Here is a 16,798-nt window from a genome sequence, read left to right on the forward strand (position 1 = left end):
GAAAATTATGTAAGTGTAAAGGACAGAAATAACGTTAACGGGATCGTTGCGAATAGTGCGATTTTATTGCTCTTCGTTATCATTTTCTTCGTTATCATTTTCTTCGTTATCGTATTGCACTGTTAAAAGGTCAAGACATTTACTGGATTGTAAGTTTTTTGACTATTTTCAACTTGACAATATACTCACCAAAATACGGTATCTGTCGTTTCCATGCATCCCTTCCACTGTGTTGCCTTCTGCATCCTAGATTTATTTTCTCGCTTTTTATTCGAAAAATCTGAATCGGTATATCACTCCCGCTGCGTCAGAAGTAAACGAAGCAGATTAGTTCGGTTGCTGACTTGGAGTTTTTCATATACGGATTTAAGATGCTTCTTGACGGTTACTTCCGATAAAAATAGTTTTGCTGCAACTTCCGCGTTGGTTTTCCCCTGGATGACAAATTGCACGATTTCTTTTTCCCTAGGCGTCAGAACATCCGGTAATGCCGGTACTTTCGTCTGAGTCGATTTCGTTTGGTTCGGTGACGTCTCGGAGCCTGCCCCTGATGAGTCCTTCATTCCGGTTTTTAGCAATAAGTCCTCCAATACCAGTTCAAGCTTGTTTCCTCTGGTGTCTAATACATAAGTTGATGTTGGCGTGACACCGTCATAATAACAATGCTTGATGCCGTGCACTTCCTGAAAGCCCATGTCCAGATGCGGCTGGATAAACATTGGGTGGGGAGGGGGGGAAGTAATCAAAAAGCTTCCGGAAATCATGAAGGAGAATAACAAAGAGATGGCTTCCATCGTGAGGGTTGCATCCTCCGAGTTAGCAATATCAATGATCCGAATAAACCATCCTGCCGGCCGATTGACAGGAACAAGAAAATGTTCGTATTCAGAAGAAGAAAGGCTGTTAAAAAATGGCGAAGCCAAAGGATCGTTCAGCAGGTATGGCATTGTTTCGGAATGGATTGGGAAGATCACTGATATTCCTACGACCTCGCCCTCTGTCGTCCGAAGCAATTTCACAATCTCATGATCGATCTCAAGATAGCTCCGCAGTTGAATCGATTCTAATTTCGATAAATCGATTCGAGTGTCCATTTTATGTTCGATAATCTGGTTGGAAACGGGATCGATTTCGGTCCTTACAACAGGAAGAGCCTCGACATACCTGCGCTCTATATATAGTTCGCCCTCGCTCACGTTATTCTCCGTCAACGAATCCCAATAATATAGTCCTTTTTTGGAGGGGGATAGGATCCACCGAATGGTAGCATTGCCGATATACCAAAACAGTTCCCCTAATTCCCATGACGCGCTTCCGTCTCGCGGAGCATGTATGATTCGCGACTTATAATAAGCCGCACAACGCACAAGCAGGGTTTTGTACCGGGAAGGTGTGCGTTCCTTTAACATTTTGCACACCGCGTCCCTCATCAGATCGTGAAGCATCCATCCCCGAGCCGCCTTGCGGACGAACGATAATCGACATAATTGGGTGAACATTTCGGAAGAGATTGTCTCACCACCAATGAAATACAATGATTCCTGATCGAATTTACGCAAGACGGATGCAACCTCCACCCACTGCCGAAGATCCTGATCTGGCACCTCTCTGAACCAAATCTCCGCAAGTTGGTCGAACCAGTCCTCCCCATCAGAGGCTTCCCAATCATCGGTGTTTCCAGAGAACGTCGATACCGATAAGGATAAAGCCAGCGGATGCCCATGCGTAAGGGTCCATATTTTCTTTTGTTGGTCTGGCGAGGAGATTCCACATTTGCGCAAATAAGCAAACGATTGCGGGCGGTCGAAAGATCCGAGAGAGATTCGCACGACTCGCTCTCTCCATGCCGGGGACTGCTGCCATTGTCCCTTTAACGGGTTGCGTCCGGCGATAACAACCAAGACTTGATTCGGAAGCCACTGAATTAGCTGTTCCCGCAGCCACGGATCGAGGTCATCCATTTCTTCGTACGTGTCAAAAGCGATCGTCACCCGGGTGCTTTGTGAGATCTCTTTTATTGCGAGTAAACAGAACTCAGTTAGATTGGGTTCGTCCTTACTTCGTGTTAAAGAGGGTGCTGTACACTGCTGCAACAGCCTTTTGCAAAGTTCTTCCGGAGTATGGTGGAAATCACGGCTATCCAAATAAAGAAACACACAGTCCTGTTGAATGGACATTCTTCGCATGGTATCCAGCAGGGTACTTTTGCCGACACCTCCGGTACCAAATAGATTCCAAATGTTTTTTTCATCTACCGATTCACCGTTTAAAAAGCGGAGATACTGCTCGGTTTCACGGTCACGGCCGACAAGAAAGTCATTCTCTTTTTGTTGAACACGGCTCAACCGATCATTCATCTTCGTCCCTACCTCAGAATTGTATTTTTTACAAATATTTACCTTGAGTATATATCGAATTATCCCTAAGGGTAATACCTTGCTGTGAAGAAATTCATTATAGTTGCGGTAATGGCGACGAGTTCATTTGTAAGAAAGGAATGATTGCATTGACGTTTCAACCGGTTTCAACCGCCGAACGTATCTCATTAATTGACGTATTAAGGGGATTTGCGGTTTTCGGCATCCTTTTCGTAAATATATGGTTCATGAGTACACCTGACCTTTTTTTCCAGCGCGTCGGCGTGCTGCCGGAGGAGTCTGCGGTCAATCAAGGGGTAAGGCTCGTGACCGATATGTTCTTTGCTGGGAAGTTTTATCCGATCCTCTCCTTCTTGTTCGGATTGGGTTTCTTTCTGCAGATGCGCCGTTCCGAGCAAAAGGGGGAGCGAGTCTACAGGTTTTTCTCTCGTCGGATGTTCATCCTGTTTCTTATCGGCATTGTTCATATGTTTTTTTTGTATAACGGCGACGTTCTGCATAGCTATGCTATAATCGGCTGCTTGTTGATGTTGTTTTACCGGCGTAGGAACAAAACCGTGTTAATATGGGCCATTTCGATTCTTGTCCTCTTCTTCGCCATGTTTACGCTGGCCTTCCTACAACCGCAAGAAGCTTCGAATGTCGATGGCATCGCGAATTACAAGATTGCGGAAAATACCGCCGCCGCTGCTATTGTGGCGTATCAGCAAGGTACTTATGGAGAGTGGCTAACCTTCCATCTCCAGTATGAGGTACTTCCGAATTTGATGTCGGAGCAGATCGGTTATCCCAGTATGTTTGCGATGATGCTACTCGGATTTTATTTCGGTCGGATCGGTGTCTTCGAAAGTATCGGCAATTATTTGCAATTATTTCGTAAAATCAGGAACATTAGCGCCACAATAAGCATCCTTGTGATTCTATTATTTGCCTGCACAAGGCTAGGATACTTCGAATTAGGTGTTTATCAAGCGCTGCTCGGTCAATTTCTAATTTACGGTTGGGGGATATTCCTTAGTTTTCTATATATTTCGCTATTGGTGCTGACTTCCCAAAAATCGATCGGGAAAAGGCTCCTTTTACCGATGAAGTCGGTGGGACGCATGAGTTTGACGAATTACATGCTGCAGTCGATTTTGTCGATAGCCATTTTTGCTGGGCTAGGACTCTATGCAAAGCTGAATTTACTTACGGTTTTCGGCTATTGTCTAATTGTGATCGCAGCCGAAATCGGGTTTAGCATATGGTGGATGAACCGGTTTCCACTCGGACCGATGGAATGGGTATGGAGGAGGTTGTCCTACGGAAAGCTTGAGCGAGTACGGACGGTCGCAGCTTCTACCTCGAAACTTGTACCCTAGCTCTACCATATCGGGGAGAGGTACTTGTCGGGACTGCCGATTTTTATTCAACAAGGACTATTCGGTTTACTCTATTGGATCCCAAAGGGTTTGGGCAACGAGAAAAGACTATATCAAAACTATTGAAATCAAAAAAACAAATGAATTAATGGTGAGGTTGATAGAATGGCTGTTCGCATGATGAAGTTATCAGTATTTTTCTTCTTTTTTGGGTCGCTGATGGGGATGGGCATGTCCATGACGGAAAATTATGCTCTAACCCCCGTTCACGGGCATCTCAATTTAAAAGATATTATTGTAAAACTGTGGATATGAAAAGTGGAGTCTGTTTTTTCTGGATAAAATTGGTGCATAATAATCTCCAAAGGAATCAAAAAAGTAAATGAAAACAACAAGAGGCACTAACGACATTCGTTAGTGTCGTTTGTCTTTGAATATGTACGATTTATTGATATGAATACTATAGGAGGTACTGAATGGAAAACCATGCAGGGAAAAGGCCGAACCGTCTACATAACGAAAAATCACCCTATTTACTCCAACACGCTTATAATCCAGTAGACTGGTATTCTTGGGGAGATGAAGCATTCGCAAAGGCTGAACAAGAAAACAAGCCTATTTTTCTTAGTATCGGCTATTCCACCTGCCATTGGTGCCACGTCATGGAACGAGAATCATTCGAAGATGAGGAAGTAGCCGCTCTCTTGAACGAGCACTTCATCTCAATCAAGGTAGATCGGGAAGAACGCCCCGACGTAGACCACATATATATGGCGGTTTGTCAGGCGGTAACGGGAAGTGGAGGCTGGCCGCTGACGATTGTCATGTCACCAGAGAAGAAGCCGTTTTTTGCCGGGACTTACTTCCCGAAAAAGACAAAGTTCGGCCGACCAGGAATGATGGAGATTCTAAATAAACTCCATACCGTTTGGGAAGCGGACAAAGAAAAGATCAACAAAACGATTGATAGGATCAGCGAAGCGGTCACGCCTCATCTTGACCCGACTGGGGAAGGCAACTTATCCGATGCGATTTTTCAAGAAGCGATGGAGCTATATAGAAGTTCCTTTGATGAACAGTACGGAGGATTCGGCGACGCGCCCAAGTTTCCGACTCCGCACAATCTTTTGTACCTGCTCCGACATTCCAAACTTCATAAAGACGAGAAGGCGCTTGCCATCGTGGAGAAGACGCTAACTTCCATGCATCGCGGAGGAATATACGACCATGTGGGGTTTGGTTTTGCGCGGTATTCCGTTGACCGGGAGTGGTTAGTTCCCCATTTTGAGAAAATGCTCTATGATAATGCGTTACTTGCCTACACCTATTTGGAAACCTTTGAGGCGACTCACATTGAATATTACGCTCGTGTAGCGCGGGAAGTGTTCACTTACGTCCTGCGTGATATGACGGATCCTGAGGGAGGTTTTTATTCGGCGGAGGACGCGGACTCTGAAGGGGAAGAGGGCAAGTTTTATGTCTGGACACCTGAGGAAGTGCGTGAAGCGCTGGGTAAAGATATTGGAACATTCTACTCTAATGTTTACGATATAACGAAGCACGGCAATTTTGAAGGGCACAGTATCCCGAACCTGATTCACCAAACCATTGAGTCGTTTGCCAAACGCTTGGGAAAAACAGCCGAACAGATCATCCCGCTCTTAAATGGAGCTCGCGAGAAATTATTTGCCGTCCGAGAACGGCGTATTCATCCCGACAAGGACGACAAAATCTTAGCTTCCTGGAACGGCTTAATGATCGCCGCTCTTGCCAAGGGCGCTCGAGTTTTAGGCGATGAACGGTATGAACTAGCGGCAAGGAAGGCCGTTACTTTCATTACCTCCAAGTTGCGAAAAGCTGATGGTCGCCTGTTGGCTCGTTACCGTGATGGACACGCCGCCTATCTTGGATACGTGGACGACTATGCGTTTTTGACCTGGGGATTACTTGAACTGTACGATGCGACCTTTGAGGAGATGTATTTACAGGAAGCTCTTTCACTAACCGATGAACTTCTCCGGCTATTCTGGGATAAGGAGCAGGGCGGGCTTTTCTTTTATGGTGAAGACGCTGAACAGCTGATCGCGAGGCCAAAAGAAATTTATGATGGTGCAACCCCTTCTGGCAATGGAGTGACCGCCTACAATTTGCAGCGCTTGTACTACTTAACCGGAAGGAAGGAATTCCAAGAGTATGCGGAAAAGCTTTTGCATGCCTTTGGGGGAGATATTGAGCATTACCCAATTGGGTATAGCTTCTCTTTGATGGCGCTTCAGTTGGCTATGAATCCGCCAAGTCAGGTGGTCATAGCGGGAGAACGTGCTTCAGAGATAACCAGGAAAATGGCCGCAGCCGTTCGCGTGGAATATAATCCATTGCGTGTTGTGCTGATCCATGATCCTAAAGGCAACCTTGCTTCCCTTGCTCCTATGGCGCAGGACAAAACAATGGTAAACAACAAGCCCACACTTTATTTGTGCGAGAATTTTGCTTGTCAGGAGCCTGTAACAGATTTGGAGAATTTATAAACGACACAAACCCTCAGTTCACACAGAGCTGAGGGTTTTGGTTTTGTTTACTTATCACATAAAAGCGAATCAGCATTGGTCCAGATTCACGAAGCGCGTTTACTAATTGTTTGTCTCTCGAAAGATAATGTTTGCATTTTGCAATTAAATTAGAAACATTGCAAAAATAGTTGTGACAACAAGCCCGACTACGACTGGAACGAGGTTGCGCCTCGCTAATTCAAACGGATCGACACCACATATGGCTGCAGCGGGAATTAGTGCCCACGGGATGAGAGTACCGCCTCCGACCCAGATCGCAGCGATTTGACCAAGTGCTGTCAGCGTGGCAATTCCGGTTCCGAGCGCATGAGAGAACAGCTGAGCCACTGAGCCTGCCAATGTGATACCGGAGAAACCGGAACCATCCAATCCAGTAATGACGCCAACCGACGTAAGCGTAACTACCGCTACTTCCTTATTCAGTGGAATCGTATTGGCGAGGGCGATCCCTAAGTCATTGACGATACCTTGTGAACCATGAGGAAGAACATCGCCGAAAACCTTCGCAAAACCAGAATCCCCCATATAGAAGAATGCGGCTATGGGGATGACAGGACCAAACACTTTGAAGCCAAATTGAAAGCCTTGAATGAGATAATCGGTTGTTTTCTCAAAACCTCCGTCTTTGTGAGCAATCAGGGAGGCAATCATCATAATGAGCATGGCTGTTCCGCCGACGAGAGCTGTCGCGTCTCCTCCTTTTAGATCGAAGAGGAACATACTGACCACATCAAGCAAGAAGAGGAATGGGACGAGAATCGCTAAGGCCCGGCGTGCGGGAGTTGACAAGGGGCTACGTTTGTTGGCAAACACTTTTTTCTCTTGATTGAAGGTTGTGGCATTCTGTTTTAACGTCCCTTTTTTCAAATCTCTACGCAAAAACCAGAAGGCTGTAAGCGTCGTAACCAGACCCATGATGATGACTAATGGTACGCTGGCAGATATAACGTCGCCTACCGGAATACCCGCCGCCTTAGCGGTCAAGGTAGGAGCTCCTTGGATGATGAAGTCGCCGGAGAGAGCGATTCCGTGTCCGAACAAATTCATCGACATGGCCACCCCGAGTGCAGGTAATCCTACTCGGACGGCTACCGGCAACATAACCGCTCCGATCAAAGCGACGGCAGGGGAAGGCCAGAAGAACCAGGAGATGACCATCATGACAACCCCGATCACCCAATACGCAAGGGAAGGATTGCGAATCAGCGAGGTCATCGGTCGAATCATCGTCTCATTGACACCTGTTTCGGTCAGAACGTGACTCATGGCAACGATAATACAGATGACCAGGATCGTCGGCAACAGTTCAGAAATAGCGTAGATAAAACTGCCGAAAATACCCCCGATAGAAGAAATCAGCGATCCGGTAGCGGTAAAACCGAGCAGGCCCACCCCAATAATACTGACGATGCTTGTATCTCGCCGAAAAATCATGTGCAAGATGATTAAGATAATGAAGAACACATAAACCCAATGGAGAAAAGTAAGTTCAATTCCCATGTCACACCCTCCTGTTGACAGAAAATTGTTTCTATCAGCAGGGTATGCTAGAGGCCCATCATGGGTGAAAGCGGATATATGTGAATTCTTACACCTATATTGCGGGTTTATCGCTTTTGCTATGGTAGAGAAGGCGCCATACTTCCCACATCATATGATGGGTGACGTGATCCAACTCTTCAGTGCGGGAGAGGACTTTATAAATGCGTTCCATTAAACGTTCATATTCTTCGTCAGACAAGTGGAATTGAGGCATGAATCTTCCTCCTTCTATTTCCTACCTATTATTTCCTAGCGTTTTGAATCTAATCAGGTGGACGTGCTCATAACTAGCTTTTTCCAACCGATTATGTCACTATAGAGCACAGAGAGTTTGGAAGCTGATGAGTAGGAGGGAGGCGCCTCCCATCACGGTGAGCGTGCCGTAGAAATGAAACCCAATACAGACCAGTTGCAAAAGAAAATAGACAAAGCCGTCCACTTATTGGAAAGCCGTTTTTTGGAACGCAGTGAATTAATTCGTTTACTGCTCTTAAGTATGTTAAGTGGTGAAAACGTGCTGTTAATTGGTCCGCCTGGAACCGCCAAATCACAGCTGGCAAGAGCGATTTCCCAACTGTTTGGCTCTGAGCATTGGTTTGATTACTTACTGACCCGTTTCACTACACCAGACGAGATATTTGGACCTGTATCCTTACAACAATTAAAGCAAGACCAATACGTTCGTAAGACGAAGGGATACCTGCCGCAAGCGCAGTTCGCCTTTCTTGATGAAATTTTCAAGGCCAATAGCGCGATCTTGAATTCGCTTTTGTCCATATTAAATGAACGCATGTTTTTCAATGGGAACGAAAAAGAACCAGTACCCCTGCAATTCCTGATCGCCGCTTCTAACGAACTTCCTGAGGAGAACGAACAATTAGCAGCGTTGTACGATCGTTTCCTGATACGCTATGAGGTTTCTTATCTGAAGACGGCGGCAAGCTACGAAGCGATGTTTAATTTACCGACAGATCCTTTGCCGGCGGTGTTCTCACTGTACGATAGTAAGGATATTCAAGCGGAAAGCAAACATGTAACGATTCCGGAAGCGATTATTTATTTTCTGTATAAACTAAAGCAGGACATGGAAGAAAAAGAATACATACTCTCCGACCGCCGTTGGAGCAAAATCGGACATGTTTGGAAAACCTCGGCAGCATTGCATGGCAGAGATACAGTGACGATCTGGGATACCATTTTTACTCCGCATATGCTGTGGGATTTCCCTGAAGAGCTTCCCGTCTTGACCGAGCTTTTTGATAAAAGGTTTGCTGAACTGCTGAAAACCGAAGTGGAAAACGAACTGCCGCTGCGTTCCTACCAGCAGGTTGCAGAGAAATGGATCGAACTAGAGTATGAGTTACATGCCTTCCAGTTTAAAAAAGAAGTGGGCGCCAAGATGAGCAAGGAACAACAGGAACGATTCCGCTTGCTGCTGGAAGAGTGCCGTACTCAGCTGGAAGAATCAGCGAGAGCGCTTTGCAACCGCTTGGTAGACTGGCAGCAGCACGAAAAGGATCTGCCCGCTTATCTCCGTAGGAAAAATATTTTATTGCACCAAATGGAGAAATATACCGTGAAATATACCCATCTTCGTATTGAAGGCGAGAGATTGTTGCAAATGCTGCAAGGGAATTATCGGACAATTTTTGACCGTGAGATTGCTGGTGCCGAGTACGATTACACGCTGTAAAAAGGTGGGGAACGAGACTTGATCATCCGTTGCAAACGCGTCGACCGTTACGTGTTCGACGCTTATTTCCGTTCTTCGCGAGTTGCCAAAGAGTGGATGACTGGCGCCAAAATGCATGCCCCTTGGTTTGATAATGAGTTGTTCGCCGATTTTTTCTTGTGCTTTTTTCTCCAACAGCCCGAGGTTGACGAGACGAAGGAAGCGACGCCATTTCACCGCTGGATGGTGCGGACGCTTTTGAAGCAATATTTTTATCAAACGATCCATCCGCGCACGATTAATCAGGAGACGGCTGCCTTCAAAACAGCGGTCAAAGCTTTGATGTGGTTGACCGAGACCTATGCGGATGAAGTGAAGAAGAAAGAAAAGGAAGAGAAGAAATCAGCGGTCGGTCAGGACGCGAAGGTGGGTCAGCAGGGCGAGCAGCCTTCCAATGTCAGTGAGCGTTTGACCACCCAACAGATCGAGCGCCTCAAGCTAATCGGCTATACCCTTCAGCAAGGAAAACGAGTAGTAGAAGACAAGCAAGCCGCAATAGACACCAAGCCACTGGTGATGAATGAGATACGCGCGTTAAAAGAACGAATCACTGACCTTCAGGAAGAAATGCGAACCCAATATACCAAGCGGGCGAAACTGACGGCCAAGCTCAAGAAGACAGAAGAGGAATTAGCCCAGCGAGAAAAACACATGGACCGTTTGGAACGCCAGGAAAAGGAAGCGATTGAATCGCTGGAGCAGGAACTGGGTAAATGGCTAGAACAGTCGTTAAAAGAAGCATTGGAAGGAGAAGAGACCGAAACTCAATTCGTCTCTAATCTGATTGAAGCTAGCCAGCGAGTGGCCAACAGACGCTGGGGCAGTGAGTTGGGAAAATTGCGCAGACAAGCCTTCGAAAAATACATGGTGTGGGTAGAAAGGCTCAAGCGTTATCCTGATTTACTGGCTTTCATCCATGAAGTGGGACGAAACCTGCATCATTTTCGGCTCAAGCGAAAAGAAATTCGCACACGACAGCTTCCCGAAGAGTATTACGATCTGCGTCAATCAGGGGATATCGCTCACCTGCTTCCAAGTGAAGCGGTGCTTTTAGCGGATCCTGAGCTGGAGACCTATTTCGAACTCAGATGGATCGAACAGAAGTTGTTTACCTATGACACTTCTGGTTGGGTTGATCAGCCGCCAAAAGGACCCGTCATTTGCATGCTGGATACCTCCCATTCCATGCGGGGAAGCAAGCTTCGGATGGCGCAAATTTTTGTCATGACGTTTGCCGCGATTTGTTTGATCGAAAAAAGAGATTTTCATCTGATTTTGTTTGGAGCCAAGGGTGAGCTGATCGAACACACCTTATATCACAAAAGGCCCAATTGGGATCAATTCTATGCCTTTGCCAAGCTTGCCTTCGGTGGCGGTACGCATTTTGACGCGCCGATGAAGCGGGGGATCGAGATAGTGGAGAGGTCGCCGCAATTTCGAGGAGCTGATTTCGTGATGGTGACAGATGGCGTGGGAAGGATATCTCCATATGTCCAGGATCAATTGGCGGAATTGGGGAAGAAGAAACAGGTGAAGCTCCACTCGTTGATTGTAGGATCTGCTCGTCAACATCTCGTCCAAGCCTACGATATTTTGGGTGTGTCGCATCAGATCAGGTTCGCCGCGACTTGGGAAACGACGGAGGAAGAGAATACCGGTATACTTTTGGATGTGTTTCAGTAGAAGGGAGGTGAGCAGGTGATGGACTTCATGGGAATCCTCGGGATTATTTTCTTAGGAATTTGGCTTGGTTTAATCGGAAGGGGTTTGCCAGGACTATTACGAATGACCCAACTGAGACGTACTTCCAAAGTGGAGCTTCCCGCAAGCTATCATAAATGGCCCAAAGTAAGTATCATTGTGACCGCATGTAACGAAGAGCGAAGCATCGATGAAGCCATTCGGTCCCTGCTCGCTATCGATTATCCTGATTACGAGATCATCGCGATCAATGACCGTTCAACAGATGGCACGGGTCGCATTCTAGATGAGATTCATCACAGGAATCCCAAGGTGCAGGTCCTGCATATCGAGAAGCTTCCAGAAGGTTGGCTTGGCAAAAACCACGCGTTATACCAAGGTACCAAGCAAGCCCATGGAGATTGGCTGTTATTTACAGATGCGGATGTGGTGTTTGATCCAAGGGTTCTCTCGATAGCCATGAGTCATGTTCTTTATCAGGGTTACGATCATCTTGCGTTGGCTCCGAAGATGGTTTCTTCCCGTTTTTGGCTACGCGGTTTGATTTTCTTGTTCATGTTTAATTTGATGCTGTTTTTTTGCCCGCAAAATGCGAAGAATCCTCGTTCTAATGCCTATATGGGAGTTGGCGCCTTCAATTTGATTCGGTCCGATGTGTATCAGGCGATTGGCACCCATCAGGTGATTCGCATGCGGCCAGATGATGATCTTAAACTGGGTGAGCGAGTCAAACGATTAGGCTACAAGCAAGACTTCGGCTTGGCGGAGGAAATTCTCCGAGTAGAATGGTACCCATCCATTCTTGATATGATGAGAGGGCTGGAGAAGAACACGATGGCTCCGTTCGAGTACCGAGCGAGCTTGTTGTTGCTGGGATTAATTCCACTTTCACTTTTGTATCTGTTGCCTTTCATCGGTCTTTTTGTGACAAGTGGTTGGAACAGAGCGGTCTATCTGTTAATGTTTTTCTGTTGTCTTCTCTACTTTAGTTTGCATGACCGATTCTCTTTTCGTTCGGTGGTGTATTATTTACTCTTTCCGATCCTGGTTCCGCTATTCATTTATACACTGGGAAGAGCAGCCATTCTCATGTGGAAGAGAGGAGGGATTATCTGGCGAGGAACCCTGTATCCGCTCGAAACCTTGAAAATGACAAAACCCCGCCTGTAAGCAGGCAGGGCAAATATAGTAGGTTAAAGTTATCCAACCCGTGTAATCAGTGAACGAGAGAATTCAAGTTCATTGAATTTAGAGTGAACGAGGTCAGTGTCATAATTCCAGTGGGCTTCCTCATGCGTAAATTCCACAGGGACATCGCATAAAATCGTAGCCAATTTGCGACTCATGAAGATTTGTTCGCGATGATCCTCTAGCTTGGCTCGTGTCTTGGCAGTCAAAGACTCAAGATTTTCGTACAGGCCCTCTAAGGTGACGTGTTCACGAATTAGCTTATACGCTGTTTTTTCGCCAATGCCAGGACAACCCGGGATACAATCGGATGCGTCACCTTGTAGGGCTTTTACATCCACGACTTGTTCAGAAGTAATCCCGCGAAGCTCAAACAGACTCTGTGGGGTATAGTGTTCATGTTTCCCGCCGTTTTTGAGGATTTTGACAGAGACGTAATCATTCACCAACTGCAGGCTGTCGTAATCGCCTGTGGCAATTACAGTGTGATGACCTTCGCCCGCAAGCTTCGAGCTGACGGTTCCCAGAATATCGTCGCCCTCATAACCAGTCAGACCAAGATTGGGAACGGAAAAGGCTGAGACGACTTCCTTTACCAGATCAAATTGAGGAATCAGTTCGGCTGGAGCCTCTACACGGTTTGATTTATAGCCTTCATACCATTGGGTGCGAAGTAAGGATTCTTTGCCGGCTACGTCCCAAGCGACTATGACGTGAGTCGGACGAACAAGATCAACATAGTCGAGCATCATTTTAGTAAACCCTAAAACAGCGTTCGTATAAAGTCCGCTGGAGGTTTGACGGATAGAGCCTCCCCAAGCCGACGCGTAATAGGCGCGGAACAGAAAGCTCATGCCATCAATACATAAATATTTAAACGGTTGTTTCATTTTTTCCACCTCTCTAGACATGACCTGTCCATTATAACACAGAACAACATTCATTTCTTACATACGCGATAAAGGAGAATGATTATGCAAATCATATACTGTCTTGTTCCAAAAACCTACTGGAGTACCTATGAAGGAAAAGAAAGCTACCTGCCAAGAGATTACGCGCAAGAAGGATTTATCCATGCGACGAAGGGAGACGACTTTTTGCGTAAAGTGGCGAATAGAGTCTACGCGGATTTTCACGATGAACTGTATGTCTTAGTGATCAACGAGGAGCGGATTCAATCTGAAGTGAAGTATGAGATGGCCAAGGACGGAAACTTGTATCCACACATTTATGGGGAACTCAATCAGGATGCCATTCAGGAGATTCGCACCATGATTCGCCAAGATGGAAACTGGCAGATTGGGGAAGTGATCTCCTAAGCTAACACACTAGTTCTTACAATATTTACACATGATCAGCCATGTATGGGTTTCGATTGAAGAGGGATGATAACAGCAACAAAGCAGTACAACTACTCAACCTCTCATCGACTCTCGGCCTCAACGGGAGACAAGCTCAAATAAGCTTGGCGGTTCAAGTCCGTACCGGGAGAAAAAATGCTTAAGGAGGCATAACAAATGGCAAACAACTCAAGCAGCAACAACCTGTTAGTTCCTCAAGCAAACCAAGCCCTTGATCAATTGAAGTATGAGATTGCAGCCGAATTTGGTGTAAGTCTCGGCGCGGATACTACTTCTCGCCAAAACGGTTCTGTTGGTGGAGAGATCACGAAGCGTTTGGTTAGCTTCGCTGAGCAACAACTTTCTCGCTAACAACAACTTAATAACTGGATGCGGAAAGGGGTACCTTAGGGTACTCCTTTCTCTTTTTATTGACCATTGTTTTTCCTAAGCCTAATTCAAGTAGTTTGGTGAAAACGCACAAGCGACACCTGCGGACTGTCATATGGTATTGTGTGAGCATCTAGGAGACCGGGGAAGGCGCTCTTAGAACTGATCCTGATAGGAGGAGGTAAGCATGAAGAAGAAGGAAGTTAATAAGTTACTAAAAGAAAACCCTGAGTTTCATAATTGGATTAAAAAAGACTCAGCAAAAATGTCAAATATCCGAAAAAATCCTCACGAAGCGACGAACTTGTTCGCCAAGTGGAGGTCTGAAACTCAAAAACGACCGTCCATGCTTGATTTTCACTCTTTGTCAGAAAAAAGCAGAAGAGCTTCACAAATATTAGGAAATGTCCAGAATGTGATGGAAATGCTTGCCGAATTTTCAAAAAATGAAGGCAATCGACTTTAGGAAAAAAGGAACTTGCCTTTTTTCCTTTTTCACGTTACTTTAGCTTTCAGCAAAAAGCTTGTCTCCCCTTATCTTTTCTTTGGTATACTGGAAAAAAGGGGGAAATCTACCATGTCACCTCTGAAATGGTTAATCGCTACAAGTTTTCTCGTGGTGGGATTGTTTCTATTTCCATTTCACGTGAATGCGCCAATTCCGGCCAATGAACCAGAGGCATCCAAACCTTCTCAACAAACATCAGATCCCGCTCCTTTACTGTACACGAAACCGGATGTGCTATATCCAGGGGACGTTTTATTCGTTGAGAGTCCATGGATGGATACGATAAGGCTATGGAATCGTACCTATTCCCTCAAACCAAGTGGTGACAAATATGTCCTATTTATTCCGATCCCCATCGATATGAAGGCTGGAACCTATCCGCTTCAATCGAAGGAACATCAACTATTGGGCCATGTACAAATTAATGCCAAAACCTTCCCGTTTGATTCCATTACTGTTAGCAAACAAATGGAAAGCATGAAGACCAACACCAAACGAATTCAATCAGACCAGTTGAAAATAAATCAGGCAAGATCTCAATCATCCTCGACACCATATTTTACGGGAAAGTTCAAGTTGCCGGTTGAAGGGAAATTAACCACACCATACGGGTATAGACGTATCGTTAATAACAAGCCGGACAATCCACATTTAGCGATTGATTTGGCAAACAAAACTGGAACTCCCATTGTCGCTGCCGAAAGCGGCAAAGTGGTTTTGGCTGACGAAATGTACTTGAATGGTAATATAATTATAATTGATCACGGGTTGAATTTATTTGCGACCTATTCACATCTTTCCGAGATCGATGTCAAACCGGGAGAGATCGTGCACAAAGGTCAAGTTATCGGTAAAATTGGTACAACCGGGTTTTCAACTGGACCTCATTTACATTATGCCATGTTGATTGGAAATACATTTGTGAATCCGAACGTGTTTTTTGATACAGTATTTATTCCGTAGTCAATACATATTGTCAATAAGTCAGACATATGTTTGCAGGAATTTGTATAAAACATGTTGAATGATAAACTGTTAAATCATTCCTAACCTCTTTAAGAGATTCTGTACTTTCCGATTCAAATAAATGGAGGGTATTTCTGCTATGAACACCATGATTCCGAAAAAAGTATTAAATTCGTTAGTAAGCTTCTTAGCCCCTTATGAACAAGCGGTAGATGAACTTAAATTAAAGCTTAAAGGTATCAAATATGGATTTCAAAAAATGGGTCGCTACTCCCCGATTGAGTTTGTCGTCGGTCGAATCAAGAAAACAGACAGCCTGATGAAGAAAGCACGAGATAAAGGCGTGGATTTCACACTCGACACCTGGCAGGAGGACTTAGCTCGAGAAATCACCGACATTGCCGGATTGCGTGTGGTTTGCCGTTATATCGATGACGTTCTGGAAGTAAAACAGCTCATTTCGGAACGAGAAGATGTGGAGATCCTCGATGTAAAAGATTACATTACCATCCCGAAAAATTCGGGCTATCGAAGCATTCACATGATTTGCGCCTACACCGTTTATCTTGGTGGCTTTAAAAAGAAAATTATCTGTGAAATTCAAATTCGTACGTTGGGAATGAACTTTTGGGCGACCAATGAACACGAATTGCGTTATAAATATGCGGGGAACATCCCAGAAAACGTGTTGCAGCAATTGAATGAAGCGTCAACTATTACGCATCAATTAGATGAATTGATGAATAACCTGCGTCAGGAAATTCTGACCCCATCACCGGTGGATACAACGTTAGAGGATAAGTTGGAAGAAGTCTTCTCCTTATATGTGCGACAAGACCTCGAGTCAGCTGCCGCGCTATACAAGGAACATCTTAGCCAATACGAAGGAGCGTTCCAGGATAACCCCAAATTCCAGATGATTCACGAACTATTGGGTAAAAGACTTCGTTAACTCCAGATCAAGAGAATAAGCCTCTCCATTACCGACAGAAGAGGCTCCTCTTTTTGGGGGACAAGCCTAATTCCAATCCACTTCCACTTATTTCCTATCATTTATAACTTGTCCAAGGATATGTGAAATTGGTAAAGTGTTAATTGTATTTGTATCCAAATGAATACTCG

15 protein-coding genes are annotated in these 16,798 nt (G+C 45.3%); 11 read left to right on the forward strand and 4 right to left on the reverse strand.

Translation table 11 applies throughout. The features are described from left to right. Window positions 1-293: 293 nt before the first annotated feature. Window positions 294-2,357, reverse strand: a complete 2,064-nt coding sequence (locus tag ACQCN2_RS05010; RefSeq protein ID WP_426927797.1) for a response regulator transcription factor — start codon at window positions 2,355-2,357, stop codon at window positions 294-296. A gap of 149 nt (window positions 2,358-2,506) precedes the next feature. Between ACQCN2_RS05010 and ACQCN2_RS05015 the strand changes: the two genes are divergently transcribed. The 3 genes from ACQCN2_RS05015 to ACQCN2_RS05025 all read left to right on the forward strand — a co-directional run bounded on the left by ACQCN2_RS05015 (window position 2,507) and on the right by ACQCN2_RS05025 (window position 6,267). Beyond that, entirely contained in the window at window positions 2,507-3,739 is a 1,233-nt protein-coding gene (locus ACQCN2_RS05015; protein WP_426927798.1) for a DUF418 domain-containing protein, read from the forward strand. Between the two features lie 165 nt (window positions 3,740-3,904). Next, on the forward strand, window positions 3,905-4,054 hold the full coding sequence (locus ACQCN2_RS05020; RefSeq protein ID WP_426927799.1) for a hypothetical protein: 150 nt from the start codon (window positions 3,905-3,907) through the stop codon (window positions 4,052-4,054). Between the two features lie 161 nt (window positions 4,055-4,215). After that, window positions 4,216-6,267: a thioredoxin domain-containing protein gene (locus tag ACQCN2_RS05025; protein ID WP_426927800.1), complete on the forward strand. Its 2,052-nt coding sequence runs from the start codon at window positions 4,216-4,218 to the stop codon at window positions 6,265-6,267. A gap of 144 nt (window positions 6,268-6,411) precedes the next feature. Here the strand turns inward: ACQCN2_RS05025 and ACQCN2_RS05030 are convergent, their stop codons facing one another. Together ACQCN2_RS05030 and ACQCN2_RS05035 are read right to left on the reverse strand one after the other, a co-directional pair. Next, complete coding sequence (locus tag ACQCN2_RS05030) at window positions 6,412-7,809, reverse strand: hypothetical protein (RefSeq protein WP_426927801.1); 1,398 nt, start codon at window positions 7,807-7,809, stop codon at window positions 6,412-6,414. A gap of 94 nt (window positions 7,810-7,903) precedes the next feature. Then, complete coding sequence (locus ACQCN2_RS05035; protein ID WP_426927802.1) at window positions 7,904-8,065, reverse strand: hypothetical protein; 162 nt, start codon at window positions 8,063-8,065, stop codon at window positions 7,904-7,906. A gap of 174 nt (window positions 8,066-8,239) precedes the next feature. Between ACQCN2_RS05035 and ACQCN2_RS05040 the strand changes: the two genes are divergently transcribed. The 3 genes from ACQCN2_RS05040 to ACQCN2_RS05050 are packed head-to-tail and all read left to right on the forward strand — an operon-like array spanning window position 8,240 to window position 12,454. Next, entirely contained in the window at window positions 8,240-9,544 is a 1,305-nt protein-coding gene (locus tag ACQCN2_RS05040) for an AAA family ATPase (RefSeq protein WP_426927803.1), read from the forward strand. An 18-nt stretch (window positions 9,545-9,562) separates the two neighbouring features. Continuing rightward, window positions 9,563-11,266 carry a vWA domain-containing protein gene (locus ACQCN2_RS05045; protein ID WP_426927804.1) on the forward strand — a complete coding sequence of 568 codons (1,704 nt, stop codon included), beginning with the start codon at window positions 9,563-9,565 and terminating at the stop codon, window positions 11,264-11,266. Between the two features lie 18 nt (window positions 11,267-11,284). Then, the gene (locus ACQCN2_RS05050; RefSeq protein WP_426928173.1) at window positions 11,285-12,454 is read left to right on the forward strand and encodes a glycosyltransferase family 2 protein; all 1,170 of its coding nucleotides are present in this window, start codon (window positions 11,285-11,287) and stop codon (window positions 12,452-12,454) included. Between the two features lie 29 nt (window positions 12,455-12,483). Here ACQCN2_RS05050 and ACQCN2_RS05055 read toward each other — a convergent pair whose 3' ends face one another. Continuing rightward, complete coding sequence (locus ACQCN2_RS05055; RefSeq protein WP_426927805.1) at window positions 12,484-13,362, reverse strand: 5'-3' exonuclease; 879 nt, start codon at window positions 13,360-13,362, stop codon at window positions 12,484-12,486. Window positions 13,363-13,446: 84 nt separating this feature from the next. Between ACQCN2_RS05055 and ACQCN2_RS05060 the strand changes: the two genes are divergently transcribed. From ACQCN2_RS05060 to ACQCN2_RS05080, 5 genes are all read left to right on the forward strand, one after another. Further along, window positions 13,447-13,791, forward strand: coding sequence for a DUF952 domain-containing protein (locus ACQCN2_RS05060; RefSeq protein ID WP_426927806.1), 345 nt, complete (start codon window positions 13,447-13,449; stop codon window positions 13,789-13,791). Between the two features lie 198 nt (window positions 13,792-13,989). Then, the gene (locus tag ACQCN2_RS05065) at window positions 13,990-14,184 is read left to right on the forward strand and encodes an alpha/beta-type small acid-soluble spore protein (RefSeq protein ID WP_426927807.1); all 195 of its coding nucleotides are present in this window, start codon (window positions 13,990-13,992) and stop codon (window positions 14,182-14,184) included. 205 nt (window positions 14,185-14,389) lie between these two features. Further along, a complete protein-coding gene (locus ACQCN2_RS05070) occupies window positions 14,390-14,668 on the forward strand; it encodes a hypothetical protein (protein WP_426927808.1) in 279 nt (92 codons plus the stop codon). Between the two features lie 111 nt (window positions 14,669-14,779). After that, complete coding sequence (locus tag ACQCN2_RS05075; RefSeq protein WP_426927809.1) at window positions 14,780-15,673, forward strand: M23 family metallopeptidase; 894 nt, start codon at window positions 14,780-14,782, stop codon at window positions 15,671-15,673. Between the two features lie 142 nt (window positions 15,674-15,815). After that, window positions 15,816-16,628, forward strand: coding sequence for a GTP pyrophosphokinase (locus ACQCN2_RS05080; RefSeq protein WP_426927810.1), 813 nt, complete (start codon window positions 15,816-15,818; stop codon window positions 16,626-16,628). Window positions 16,629-16,798: the final 170 nt, after the last annotated feature.

It is taken from the genome of Brevibacillus ginsengisoli, from assembly GCF_050113715.1.
Taxonomy (GTDB): Bacteria; Bacillota; Bacilli; order Brevibacillales; family Brevibacillaceae; genus Brevibacillus_H; species Brevibacillus_H ginsengisoli.